The sequence below is a fragment of the Natronococcus sp. CG52 genome (genome assembly GCF_023913515.1).
GTDB classification, from domain to species: Archaea; Halobacteriota; Halobacteria; order Halobacteriales; family Natrialbaceae; genus Natronococcus; species Natronococcus zhouii.
The window spans coordinates 2,214,501-2,226,851 of sequence record NZ_CP099391.1 but is presented as its reverse complement, the minus strand read 5'-3'; the positions used below and the strand labels follow the sequence as shown (position 1 = coordinate 2,226,851).

Annotated in this window: 9 protein-coding genes and 1 tRNA gene; 3 read left to right on the top strand and 7 right to left on the bottom strand. The window is 66.7% G+C overall.

What is annotated here, in order from left to right; all coding sequences use genetic code 11:
- Nucleotides 1-239 precede the first annotated feature (239 nt).
- Together NED97_RS11220 and NED97_RS23465 are read right to left on the bottom strand one after the other, a co-directional pair.
- Nucleotides 240-314, bottom strand: a tRNA-Val gene (locus NED97_RS11220).
- 46 nt (nt 315-360) lie between these two features.
- Nucleotides 361-633 (bottom strand): DUF7553 family protein, encoded by a 273-nt coding sequence (locus NED97_RS23465; protein WP_455429859.1) that lies wholly within the window; start codon nt 631-633, stop codon nt 361-363.
- A gap of 143 nt (nt 634-776) precedes the next feature.
- Between NED97_RS23465 and NED97_RS11215 the strand changes: the two genes are divergently transcribed.
- Nucleotides 777-2,522, top strand: a complete 1,746-nt coding sequence (locus NED97_RS11215; RefSeq protein ID WP_252487132.1) for an adenine deaminase C-terminal domain-containing protein — start codon at nt 777-779, stop codon at nt 2,520-2,522.
- 36 nt (nt 2,523-2,558) lie between these two features.
- On the opposite strand, the gene NED97_RS11210 is transcribed toward NED97_RS11215, so the two are convergent.
- Nucleotides 2,559-3,092 (bottom strand): cob(I)yrinic acid a,c-diamide adenosyltransferase, encoded by a 534-nt coding sequence (locus NED97_RS11210; protein WP_252487131.1) that lies wholly within the window; start codon nt 3,090-3,092, stop codon nt 2,559-2,561.
- 146 nt (nt 3,093-3,238) lie between these two features.
- Between NED97_RS11210 and NED97_RS11205 the strand changes: the two genes are divergently transcribed.
- Together NED97_RS11205 and NED97_RS11200 are read left to right on the top strand one after the other, a co-directional pair.
- Entirely contained in the window at nt 3,239-3,409 is a 171-nt protein-coding gene (locus tag NED97_RS11205; protein WP_252487130.1) for a DUF7838 family putative zinc beta-ribbon protein, read from the top strand.
- A 143-nt stretch (nt 3,410-3,552) separates the two neighbouring features.
- On the top strand, nt 3,553-5,268 hold the full coding sequence (locus NED97_RS11200; protein ID WP_252487129.1) for an NAD(+)/NADH kinase: 1,716 nt from the start codon (nt 3,553-3,555) through the stop codon (nt 5,266-5,268).
- A gap of 162 nt (nt 5,269-5,430) precedes the next feature.
- Here NED97_RS11200 and gcvPB read toward each other — a convergent pair whose 3' ends face one another.
- From gcvPB to NED97_RS11180, 4 genes are all read right to left on the bottom strand, one after another.
- Nucleotides 5,431-6,927, bottom strand: coding sequence for an aminomethyl-transferring glycine dehydrogenase subunit GcvPB (gene gcvPB / locus NED97_RS11195; RefSeq protein WP_252487128.1), 1,497 nt, complete (start codon nt 6,925-6,927; stop codon nt 5,431-5,433).
- A complete protein-coding gene (gcvPA, locus tag NED97_RS11190; protein ID WP_252487127.1) occupies nt 6,924-8,261 on the bottom strand; it encodes an aminomethyl-transferring glycine dehydrogenase subunit GcvPA in 1,338 nt (445 codons plus the stop codon). The genes gcvPB and gcvPA overlap by 4 nt, the downstream gene beginning before the upstream one ends.
- Before the next feature lie 177 nt (nt 8,262-8,438).
- Complete coding sequence (locus NED97_RS11185) at nt 8,439-9,764, bottom strand: AI-2E family transporter (protein WP_252487126.1); 1,326 nt, start codon at nt 9,762-9,764, stop codon at nt 8,439-8,441.
- A 114-nt stretch (nt 9,765-9,878) separates the two neighbouring features.
- Nucleotides 9,879-12,350 carry a heavy metal translocating P-type ATPase gene (locus NED97_RS11180; RefSeq protein ID WP_252487125.1) on the bottom strand — a complete coding sequence of 824 codons (2,472 nt, stop codon included), beginning with the start codon at nt 12,348-12,350 and terminating at the stop codon, nt 9,879-9,881.
- Nucleotide 12,351 lies beyond the last annotated feature (1 nt).

Sequence of the window (12,351 nt, the reverse complement as noted above, 5' to 3'; positions counted from 1 at the left end):
AAGTGAGAATGCTTCTCGAGCAGATGAATGTCAATGGGCCAACTCGAGGTCGAGACCTGACGCACGCTGACGGGAGAGACGAGTAACTATTTGTCAATGGCAGGTCCATCCTTTGAGCGTAATCGCGTCACAGCGGAGGGCCAACATAGTGAACCTGGTGAAATGCCGTCTCGGGAGTCTGAGAGGATACATAAGGACCTCTCTGCCGTCCCGTAATTCGTCAGGAGTAGGAATCCGAGTGGGTTGGGGCAGATTTGAACTGCCGACTTCCTCCGTGTGAAGGAGGTATCATAACCGGACTAGATCACCAACCCGCAATGGGTGCTATCCGTGCGTTCAACTTAAGACTTCCTTTCACCGTCAGGTGGACTGCTCCCGCTCACTCGAGCGGTCTCGCGATCCTGACACGACCTTCCGAACCTCCCCGACTGCCCGCCGAGCGCGCGCTGTAGCCACCTGCTCTCGAGCGGCCACGGCTGCCCGAACGCGCTGGAGACGGTTCGGCTCCGGTTCAGGTCCCGCCATCGTCCGAACGCGGGCCTTGGACCGTTCGACTTCCGTCATAACGCCCCATTTCGCGTGTTCGGCGGCTCGAGCGAGATGGTATCGACTGTCCTTGAAGTGGTTATTCATGGTCTTCGGTACCAAATAGCATTCATCGATAATAGTTCTTTCGTAAGCAACAGAACTCGGTCGCGGAACGGACTGATCGGTACGAGCCGACGAGTGAGAACGCCGACCGGACGACATACGAGCCTGCGTGTGAATGAGTGTCCATGAACGAGTTACAGCCGATCGCCCTCGAGCGCGACGACGCGACGGCGGACCTGGTGGTCACCGACGGACGAGTCTACTGTTCCAATCGACGCGAGTTCCTCGAGCGGGACGTCGCTGTCGTCGACGACAGCATCGCAGCGCTGCTCGAGGATGCGACGTCGGTCGTCGGCCCGGAGACGACCGTCGTCTCGGCGGCCGGCCAGTACGTCCTGCCCGGATTTATCGATGCGCACACGCACGCGGATATCCAACTCATCCCGGAGCGCGCCGTTCCTTCCCTGCTCACCGCCGGAACGACGTCGATCGTCACGGAAACCTCCGGTCTCGGACTCCTGTTCGGGAGTCGCGGCGTCGAGACGACGCTCGAGCGGACCGCGGACGGACCGCTTACGACCTATCTCACGGTACCGCCGCAGTGGTTCGTCGACACCTTCGAACCCGCGAGGGGCGACGAGGACGAACTCGATGCGCTCGCCGCGCTGCTCGAGCACGAGCGCGTCGTCGGCGTCGGCGAGATCGACTGGATCCACGTCGTCGGCCGGAGCGCGCCCCTCGAGGCGCTGTACGAACGAGCACGGGAGGCGAACACTCGAATTGTCGGTCACGGTGCGGGCTGTCGCGGCGAGGCCCTGCGGGCGTTCGCGACGGTCGCGGACAACGACCACGAGGCGATTGCAGCCGAGGGCATTCGCGAGCGTGCGACGAACGGGATCCACGTCGTCGGTCGCTGCGGCACGATCCGGGACGATCTCGAAGCCCTCGTCGACGCCCTCCCCGATCTCGATCGCGGAAGCGTCTCGCTCTCGACCGACGGCGTCTGGCCCGTCGAACTCAAGGACGGGTTCGGTATGCACGAGGTCGTTCGCCGGACGATCGACGCCGGTGTCCCCGCCGCGGACGCGATCGACGCCGCGACGCGAAACACCGCCGAGCACTTCGGACTCGAGGATCGCGGCGTCGTCGCACCGGGCGCGATGGCGGATCTCGTCGTCGTCGACGACCTCGAGACGATCGCCGTCGACACCGTCGTCTCCGAGGGATCGGTCGTCGTCGACGACGGCGCTCCAGCGATCGAGCCGCGAACGGATCCCTACCCCGACTACGTCTACGATACCGTTTCGGTCGACCTCGAGCGCGAGCGGTTCACTGTCCCTCGCGAATCCGTACGGACCGATAGCGTTCGCGCGATGGCGGTCGAGCGGGGGCTCGTGACGACCGGGACGACCGCTGAACCGGGAATCGACGCCGAGACCGATCGGTTCGTTCCGGCGCCGGAGCACGACGCGCTCACGGCGACGCTGATCGACCGCGCTCCCGGAACCGACGATCGCGGGTTCACGGGCTTTCTCTCCGGGTTCGGGCTCGAGACGGGTGCCGTCGCCACGACCGGCACGTGGGAGGTGCCCGGATTACTCACCGTGGCGGCCGACACCGACGACGCCGTCGTCGCCGCCGAGCACGTCGCGTCGATGGGCGGCGGTTTCGCTATCGCTCGGGACGGGTCGGTCGTCGCCGACCTCGCGATGCCCGTCGGCGCGACTGCCGCAGAAGCACCCCTCGAGAAGGTCGCCGAGGAGTTCAGGGCGCTCGAGGACGCGCTCCGCGAACTCGGGACCGATATCGAACGCCCGTTACTGACCCTCCAGACGCTGACGTTTCTGGGAGTTCCCACTCTGAAGCTCACGTCATCGGGATACGCGGACGTGCTCGATCGATCGCTCGTCGGACTCGGCCTCGAGGAGTAGGTCGGCGAAGTAGCGGTAGAACGTCCGGTGGAGCGGTCAGTACCGGGGCTCCTCCTCGCGCTCGCCGTCGCGCTGGTTGATCACGCGAGCGAACGTAAACAGGCCGTCGGAGAGCCGATTGAGGTACTGGACCGCCTCCTCGTTGATCTGTTCCGCACCCGCGAGGCCGACGGCCCGTCGCTCGGCGCGGCGACAGACGGCGCGAGCGTGGTGAAGCCGCGCGCCGCGGTCGCTGCCCGTCGGCAGGATGAACGACGTCAGCGGTTCGAGTTCCTCGTCGTACTCGTCGATCCAGTCCTCGATCGTCTCGACGTGGTCGGCGCGGATCGCGGGGTCGTCCTCGTCGGGATCCGGATTGGCGAAGTCCGCCTGCACGACGTGGAGGTGATTCTGGATCGTCCGCAGCCGTTCGTCGACGTCGTCGTGGCCCGTCGGGCGCACGGTTCCGACGAGCGCGTTGAGTTCGTCGACGGTACCGTAGGCCTCAATTCGGGGATCCGTCTTCGAGACGCGAGTCATATCCCGCAGATCGGTCTCGCCGTCGTCACCGCGTCCGGTGTAGATCGTCATAGCGGAATCGACGGAGGGTGATTACTTAACTTCGGCGTCGATCGTGGTTTGGAACCGGGCTCGAATCGGACGCGTTTGGGACGGACAACCCGCGGAGCGGGGCAGAAATCAGTACGTTAAACACGCCTCGTACGATAGCCTACGATATGGCTCTGGAACTCGATCACGAGTGTCCGAACTGCGGCGACGGGAAGACGTTCTACCGCGCCGCGAGCACGACGCTGCACCTCGGCACGAAGATCAAGTGGCACTGTCCGGACTGCGACTACGGCTTCGTCCAGATCGACGGCATCGACTCGAGCGAAGCTAGCGCCTGAATCGGCCGGATACGCCGACGAGCGCAGTTCACTGATCGACTTCTTCGCCTTTGACGTTCCGTCGCTCGAGCCACGGGCGGGTCACCCTCTCTTCGCGGATCGAACACCAAGATCCATAGTCGGCCGGTCCGACGAATCGACCAATGCAAGGACGTAGGCTCGCGACGACGGACGAGATCGTCGCGATCGTCAGTCCCGACAGCGACGACGTCGTCGCACGCCTCGAAGCCTGGACCGACGACCGCGGCATCGGTCTGTCGACGGTCGACGTAGGCGACGACATCGACGACGTCTACGACGAGAATCGGGCGACGCTGGGCGTCACGGTCGGCGGCGACGGCACCTTTCTCGAGGGGATCAAGACGTTCGCTCCCCGCAACGTCCCGCAGCTGGGAGTCAATACCGGAACGCTCTCGTTTCTCGCCCGCGTGGAACCGGAAGATCTAGAGGCCGCACTCGACGAGGTGATCCGCGGTCGGGCGACGGTCGACAGCCGCCAGCAGGTGGCGGTCCGGGGGCCCAGGATCGACGCGACGGGGATCAACGACGTCATGGTCGAACACGTCCCGCCGGAGAACCCGACGGATCGAAAGATCACGCGACTCGACGTCTACGCCGACGACGAGTACGTCGGCGAGTTCGAGGGGACGGGGCTCGCCGTCTCGACGCCGACCGGATCGACCGGCGTCTCGCTGTCGGCCAACGGCCCCATCCACTACCCGGCGAACAACCACACGCTTCAGCTCGTTCCGTTACACACCCACCAGCTGGGGGTGCGACCGATCGTGGTCTCACCCGAGACGGAGCTCCGGATCGTCACCCGCGGACCCGCGAGTCTCCTCGTCGACGGCGGGCGGGCCCACGTGATCCTCGAGACCGGCGAGGAGATCTTGGTAACCGGTGCCGACAAACTCGCCCACATCGTACGCACCAGCTACGACGATCACTTTTTCACCGCGATCTCGAGGAAACTCGGCTGGAACATTCGCGGGGTGGACGAGCCGCCGCGCGTGCCCGTGAATCCGCCGAGCGAGGGCAACGCCGATTCCGAAGCCGGAGAGCCCGATACCCTCAAGCACGCGCTCACGATCGCCACGGAGGCGGCCGAAGCCGCCGGCGAGCCCCTCCGGGAACTCCACGGCCAGGTCGAGTCGATTGCGGTCAAGAGCGACAAATCCGACATCGTCACCGAGGCCGACCACCAGGCGAACCGGATCATCACGACCGTCATCGACAACGAGTTTCCCGACCACGGAATCGTCTCCGAGGAACAGCCCCGCCGAATTCGCGAGGACGGCTACACCTGGGTCGTCGACCCCCTCGACGGGACCGGGAACTTCGCCCACGGCAACCCCAACTACTCGATCTCGATCGCTCTGCTCGAGGACGGAGAGCCCGTCATGGGCGTCGTCTACGTCCCCGAAACGGACGAGCTGTTCACCGCGATCGCCGGACGGGGCGCCCGTCGAGACGGCGAGCCGATCGAGACCACCGACCGCAACCGGCTCGACGAGAGCATGCTCATCTCGGGGTACGACCCCGACGGCTCCTTCCTCTCGCAGTTCTACCAGGAGTCTCGCGGCGTCCGCCGGCTCGGTTCGGCCGCGCTCAATCTCTGTTATCTCGCGAGCGGCAGCGCCGACGCAACCTGGGAGTACGATACCTACCCGTGGGATATCGCCGCCGGACTAGTGATCGCCGGGGCCGCCGGGGCGACGATCACCGACGAACGCGGCGAGCCGTTCGTCTTCGACCTCGAGGACGACGACGGTCGGGCAGCACTGCTCGGATCGAACGGACCGCTCCATCCGGCGCTGCTCGAGCACCTCGAAAGCGGGCACGATAGCCACAATCGGTAGCCCGGCGCTGTTGAAATCCGACAGCGTATCCGAATGTCGATTCGGTCGGCTGTAGTATCAGCCAAAGATCGAGAACAGGTGAACGGTAGCTACTGGCCAACCAGTCCAGTTCACAGCGGGTTGGCCGTCGGCCTACAACTAACCCTTCGAGACGACGGGTCGCTACGACTCGTCCTCGAGCGCGTGCCAGGACAGCTGCGGGTTGCGCGCCGCGCTGGTCTGGTCGATCCGGCGAGCGGTCGTCCGTTCGGGCGCGGCTTCGAGCGTCTCGTCGTCCTCCTCCGCGACGGCGTTGAACGCGGCGGCGAGTCGATCGAGCGTCTTCTTGCTCTCGACCTCCGTCGGCTCCGTCATCAGCGCCTCGGGAACGATCTCGGGCCACTTGGTCGTCGGCGGGTGGACGCCGTAGTCGAGCATCCGCTTTGCGACGTCGGCCGCGTCCTGGTCGCCCGCGCTGGCGACGAACTCGTGGTGGAACGGCTCGTAGGGGACGTCGTAGCCGATCTGGCTCGCGAGGTAGTTCGCGTTGAGCACCGCCTTCGCGCTGGCGTCGTTGAGGCCGTCGTCACCCAGTCGCGCGATGTAGGCGAACGCCTTTACGAGGACGAGCCAGTTGCCCTGGTAGCCGTGGACCTTGCCGATTGTGTGGTCGGGATCGAACAGTTCGTACGTCGGCTCGCTTCCGCCGGGGCCGTTCTTCCGAACGCGAGGCGCCGGCAGGAACGGCGCGAGTTCGTCGGCGACGCCGACGGGGCCGGCACCGGGGCCGCCGCCGCCGTGGGGCGTCGCGAACGTCTTGTGGACGTTGTAGTGCATCACGTCGAACCCCATGTCGCCGGGTCGGGCGCGGCCGAGCAGCGCGTTGAGGTTGGCGCCGTCGTAGTAGAGCAACCCGCCGACGTCGTGGACCATCTCGGCGATTTCGGTGATATCGCGCTCGAACAGCCCGAGCGTGTTCGGATTTGTCAACATGAGCGCCGCCGTGTTCTCCGAGAGAGCGGCCTCGAGCGCCTCGAGGTCGACCCGCCCGCCGTCGTCGCTGGGCAGGGAGACGACGTCGTAGCCGCCCAGCGCGGCGGTCGCAAAGTTCGTCCCGTGGGCGCTCTCGGGGACGATCACCTCGTTACGGTGGCCCTCGCCGTTGTGTTCGTGGTAGGCTGCGGCGACGCGGATTCCGACGAACTCGCCGGCCGCGCCGGCGGGCGGCTGGAGCGTCACCGCGTCCATCCCGCCGATCCGGCCGAGGTAGTCCTGCAGCCGGTACAGAAGCTCGAGGGTGCCCTGGATCGACCGCTCCGAGCGGTCGGGGTGGACGGCCGCCTTCGGTAGCGCCGCGACGTCCTCGGTGAACTTCGGGTTGTACTTCATCGTACACGAGCCCAGCGGATAGGGGCCGCTGTCGATCCCGTAGACCATCTGGGAGAGTCGGGTGTAGTGGCGGGCCAGTTCGGGTTCGGAGAGCCCCGGCAGTTCGAGGGAGTCCCGGGTGAGGTCCTCAGGCAGCGGCGAATCGTCGCTGTCACCGATTTCGACCGTGGTCCGGTCCTTCTCCGAGAGCAGCGGCTCGTACTGGCCATCCTCGACGTAACGGGCCTGGTCGTATCGCACTCGACCGTCTCCTGCGTCGTCTCCGTCGTGGTTTCGAGCGTCGTCGGTCATCGTGCCACCTCCGCGAACGCGTCGACGAACGGGTCGATCTGCTCGTCGGGGACGCCTGCAACGCACACCTGGATCTCGTGTTCACCGAGGACGTGGACCGCGAAGCCGAGTTGCTCGAGATCGTCGGCGACGGCCCGCGCGGGCTGGTCGACGTGGGCGACGAACTCTCGGAAGTGATGCCGGTCGTGGATCGGCGCGGTGACGCCGACGATCTCGTCCAGCCGGTCGGCGAGGTCTTCCGCGCGCATCACCCCGCGCTTCGCGAGGTCGACCATGCCGTCCGGGCCGAGGTATGCAGCGTGCATCGCGGTCCGCAGCGCGACCCAGGCCTGGTTCGTGCAGATGTTACTCGTCGCCCGTTCCCGTCGGATGTGCTGCTCGCGGGTCTGCAGCGTCAACGTGTACGCCCGTCGGTCGGTCGCGTCTTCGCTCGCACCGACCAGTCGGCCGGGGACCTGTCGCAGGTAGTCCTCGCGGCAGGCGAAGAGTCCGAGACCCATCCCGTAGCTCGTCGGCAGGCCGAGCACGCTCGCGTCGCCGACGACCGCGTCGGCGCCGACGTCGGCGGGCCGCTGGAGCAGGGAGAGCGCGACTGGATCGGAGCCGAGGACGAACAGCGCGTCGGCCTCGTGAGCGAGATCGCCGACGCGCTCGAGTCCCCCCTCGATCGTTCCGCGGACGGTCGGGTTCTCGGCGTACACCATCACTGTGTCCTCGTCGACGGCGTCCGCGAGCGCGTCGAGGTCGACGTTCGCGTCGTCTGTCGGGTACGTTTCGACCTCGAGGTCCGTGCCGGCGACGTAGTTCTCGAGCGTACTACGCCGCCCCTCGAGCAAGAGATCAGGGACGAGGACGCGGTGGCCGCTCGTACTCCGAACGCGCTCGGCGAGCGTCGCGGCCTCGCCGAGCGCCGTCGCCGCGTCGTACATCGAACAGTTGGCGACCTCGAGTCCGGTCAGTTCGACCAGCAGGGACTGGTACTCGAACAGCGCCTGGAGGAATCCCTGGGAGACCTCGGGCTGGTACTGCGTGTAGGAGGTGAGAAACTCCGAGCGGTCCGCTAGGTGATCGACCAGGGAGGGCACGTAGTAGCCGTAGTGGCCGCGACCGAGCAGTTCCGTCAGGTCGTCGTTGCGACCCAATAGTGAGCGTACCAGCCGGCGCGTCTCTCGTTCTGTTCGCGCGTCGATCCCGAACTCGTCGTCGAACCGGACGTCAGCGGGGATGTCGAAGAGGTCCTCGACCGCATCGATGTCGACCGCCTCGAGCATCGCCGCGCGTTCGTCGTCCGTGTGAGGAGCGTACGGGCTCCCCGTGGCGTGTAATCCGTTCATGGCTAGAGGGGGCCTCGGTCGACCGGTGCTCGCTGGTCGGACTCGCGCCGAGCACGGGCTTCGTTCCGAGACACGATACGAGGTAGTTACGGATAGGGGATAATGAACGCACCTCTTCGCTCGTGAGGTCGACGCGCGGAACGCGGTCACTGGGTTCAGTTCACGCCGTGGTCTCGATCAGCGCGTCAAATCGGTGTCGGTGTCGGATTCAGTGCCGTCGGATTCGGTAGTGTCCGTCCCGTCGGCGGGAGTGTTTCCGCCGGTATCGACCGCGCGCTCGCCGTCGGCTCCCGCGTCTTCGGCGCCGGTACCGGCCATCTCGTCGACACTCGTGTTCGCGTTCACGTCCGCGTCGGCCTCTGACTGCTGCTCCGTCGGGGTGTCGGGCGTCGCCGACTCGTCAGTGATTCCCGTGTCGTCGGCCGTATCGGCGGCGGGATCCGCTGCCGGTTCGGGGGCGACGGGAAGGGCCCCCTGGCTCGCCATCCACTCTCGAGCGAACAGGTCGAGGGTGATCTTCGCGCCGCCGAGAACGACCGGGCCGATGAAGAGGCCGACCGCGCCGAAGACGACGAGGCCGCCGAAGATCCCGACGACGATGATCGCGGAGTTGAACGCGCTCGTCCGGCCGATGAGGGCGGGCCGGAGGTACGTGTCCGAGGCGCTGACGAGCAGGCCGTAGCCGACGAGGATCACTGCGGGGACGAGCTGACCGACAGCCAGTAGGTAGAGCGATATCGGCATCCAGACGGCGAAGACGCCGATCAGCGGGAGCAACGCGGCGACGAACGCCCCGACCGTGAGGAGGACGACGGCCGGCACGCCGAGTGCCACCAGCCCGACGCCGAGCAGCACGGCCTGGATAATCGCGACTGCGACGTTGCCGACGACCGACGCCCACATGAGCTGGTCGAGTTCGCGGAGCAGTTCGCGCTGGACGTGGTCCTCGAGCGGGAGGACGTACCGGATCCAGTTCACGAGCTGATCACCGTCTCGCAGGAGGGCGAAGAGAACGAACACCGTCACCGTCAGACCGATGAGGATCGCCGGGACCCCGCCGACGAACTCGATCGCGCCGGTCGCGAGCCCCTGCAACCCGGTCGCGATCGGGTCCTGGTAGGTACTGTACGTATCCTGGAGATCGACGGTGTACCCCGTCTCCGCGATCCGCTGTTCGATGTCCTCGACGTTGAGCGTGCCGTCCTGGACGGCTATGGCGACCTCGAGTGCCTGGCCGAACGCGACGGTGAGGACGTACATGACCGGCAGCAGGATCGTCAGGATGGCGACGACGACGAGCACGAGCGCGGCGGTCATCGATCGCATGTAGTTCTCGAGGCGGCGCTGGACGGGCATGAGGATGTACGCGAAGATCACCCCGAGCAGCACGTACTGGAGGTACGGCAGGACGATGAGCAGCGCGAGGAGAACGCTCACCACTGTGAGCGCGGCCAACCCGAGTCGGTCGGAGAGCCACTCCGACAGGGACGGACGAGTAGACATGACTCGATATAGGCGGTCCAGAACTAACTATTTCATGGCTGAAATATCGTCGGCTCGGTCGGTGACGCGACCGCGGTCGCCGCCGCGGTAAAACGACTGGACCGTCGAACGCGCTCAGTCCTCGAGCAGCGGCCGGGAGGAGTTCGTGACGACGAGCAGGCTGCTCGCTCCCATCGCGAGCGCGGCGAACAGCGGGTTGAGCAGTCCCGTTATTGCGAGCGGAATCGCGATGCCGTTGTAGCAAAAGGCCCAGCCGATGTTGCCCTTCACGCGACGGTCGGTCGCTCGCGCGAGTTCGAAGACGGTGTCGACCGAGGAGAGGTCGTCGTCGACGAGCGCGACGTCGGCCGCGTCCGCGGCCATCGCGGTCCCGCCGCCGAGTGCGATGCCCAGATCGGCGGCCGCCAGCGCCGGTGCGTCGTTCGTCCCGTCGCCGATCATGACCGTGCGGCCCGTGCGCTTGAGCCGCTCGACGGTCTCGGCCTTGCCCTCCGGCGGGACGCCCGCGAACACCCGATCGATCGACGGCTCCTCCCGGAACCGACTCGCCGCGCGAGCGTCGTCGCCGGTGAGGACGACCACGTCGGTGTCGGTCGCTGCGATCGCCGACAGCGTCTCCGCCCACCCCTCGCGGAGGTCGTCGCCGACGACGATGACTCCCTCGGCAGTTCCGTCGCGTCCGACCGCGACCGGCACTCGGCCGGTCTCGCGGCTTTCGTCGATTTTCCCGGCGATTTCGTCGGGGACCGTCCAGCCGCGGTCGCGGAACAGGTCCGGGTGGCCGACGACGATCTCCTCGCCGTCGACGATGCCGCTGACGCCGTTGCGGTGACTTTCGAACGAGTCGACGGCGTCGTCACCGTCAGCCTCGGCACCCTCGCTCCCCTCCTCGATCGCCGCCGGATCCGTCTCCGACGCGGGTTCGACCGCACCGCCGTCGGCGACCGGCCGCTCGGCGGCGATAGCCTGGCCGACCGGATGGGACGAGCGCCGCTCGAGCAGCGCCGCCCGCTCGAGCAACTCCTCGGAGAGATCGGCGTCGACGACGATCATCTCCCCGGTCGTCAGCGTGCCGGTCTTGTCGAAGACGACGGTGTCGGCGTCGCGAATCCGCTCGAAGACGCTGTCGTCGAAGACGACGATCGAGCGCTCGAGCGCGTCCCGAATCCCCGCGGCGACCGCGAGCGGTGTCGCCAGCCCGAGCGCGCACGGACAGGAGACGATCAGGACGGTCAGACCGACGAGCAGGGCGGCGGTGACACCGGTTCCGAGCGCGAGGTAGACGCTCGTGACGGCGATCGAGAGTACGAGTACGAGTGGGACGAAGATCGTTGCCAGTTTGTCCGCGAGCTTCTGGATCCCGTGCGTGCCGCTCTGGAGGTCCCAGACGAGTTCGGTGACGCGATCGAGGCTGCTCGTGGCGTCCTCGCCGACGCGGACGGTGACGGCCCCGTCGGTGACCATCGAGCCGCCGACGACGGCGTCCCCGACGGTCTTGCCGACGGGGAGAGACTCGCCGGTGATAACCGCCTCGTCGACGGCGACCTCACCGTCGACGACCTCGCCGTCGACGGGAACGCGCTCGCCGGCCCGCACCAGGACGCGATCGTCGGGCTCGAGATCGTCGACGACGACCTCCTCGTGACTGCCGTCCGTGCGGACGCGTCGGGCCTCGTCGATCTGGACGGAGGTGAGATCCGAGAGCCGCTCCGTCGCTCGGTCTTTGATCGTGGACTCGTAGTAGTTCCCGACGGAGACGATGACGATGATGGCGACGGTCACGTCGTAGTAGATGTGGTCGCCGCCGACGGCGACCGACAGCGTGCTGTAGAGGTACGCGCTGACGGCCGCGATCGCCACGAGCAGGTCCATGTTCGGCGAACGCGTCTTGACGCCGACGTAGGCGCCCTGCAGGATCGGCTTGCCGGTCACGCCCAGCACGATCGTGGTGAGCGCGGCGATCGCGAGATAGAACGGCGTCGCGAGGTCGCTCGCCAGCGCCTGCGTGAAGAACTCGGTCGTCCGCTCGTCGTAGAACAGCCCGCCGAAGTAGGTGGGATAGATGATGAGCAAGTACTGCATCATTACCATCATCCCCATGAGCACGCCGACGATGACCCGGCCCATCATCCAGTTGTCGGCCTTGCGACGGCTGAACGAGTCGTCGCGCGAGTAGGCGCTGTAGCCGAGCCCGCTGATCGCCTCCTGGAGCTCGTCCGTCGAGACGGTGTCCGGATCGTGGTCGATGCGCACCGTGTCGGTGACGTAACTCGAGCTCGCGTCGCTGACGCCCTCGGTCGCGGTCGCGGCCGACTCGATGAACGCCTCGCAGGTCGCACAGTGCATCCCGTCGACCTCGAGGAACGTCGTCTCGTGGTCGTCGGGCACGGTCCGTTCCGGTTCGGCGTTCGCTCGCCTGCGACGCACGTCCTCGGCCTCGAGGGTGTCGACGTCGCCGAGCGCGTCGTGGACGTCGCGACAGCCCACACAGCAGAAGCGGTTGCCATCGTCGTCGGTGACGTCGCTGCCCTCGACGGGGAGCTCGCAGAGCGTACAGCCGGCGTCGGTCGGTTGGTTGCCAGTCATC

Excerpts from the sequence above, each read along its gene's own strand:
- NED97_RS23465 (WP_455429859.1), bottom strand. The coding sequence starts at position 633 with ATGAATAACCACTTCAAGGACAGTCGATACCATCTCGCTCGAGCCGCC.
- NED97_RS11215 (WP_252487132.1), top strand. The coding sequence starts at position 777 with ATGAACGAGTTACAGCCGATCGCCCTCGAGCGCGACGACGCGACGGCG.
- NED97_RS11210 (WP_252487131.1), bottom strand. The coding sequence starts at position 3,092 with ATGACGATCTACACCGGACGCGGTGACGACGGCGAGACCGATCTGCGG.
- NED97_RS11205 (WP_252487130.1), top strand. The coding sequence starts at position 3,239 with ATGGCTCTGGAACTCGATCACGAGTGTCCGAACTGCGGCGACGGGAAG.
- NED97_RS11200 (WP_252487129.1), top strand. The coding sequence starts at position 3,553 with ATGCAAGGACGTAGGCTCGCGACGACGGACGAGATCGTCGCGATCGTC.
- gcvPB (WP_252487128.1), bottom strand. The coding sequence starts at position 6,927 with ATGACCGACGACGCTCGAAACCACGACGGAGACGACGCAGGAGACGGT.
- gcvPA (WP_252487127.1), bottom strand. The coding sequence starts at position 8,261 with ATGAACGGATTACACGCCACGGGGAGCCCGTACGCTCCTCACACGGAC.
- NED97_RS11185 (WP_252487126.1), bottom strand. The coding sequence starts at position 9,764 with ATGTCTACTCGTCCGTCCCTGTCGGAGTGGCTCTCCGACCGACTCGGG.
- NED97_RS11180 (WP_252487125.1), bottom strand. The coding sequence starts at position 12,350 with ATGACTGGCAACCAACCGACCGACGCCGGCTGTACGCTCTGCGAGCTC.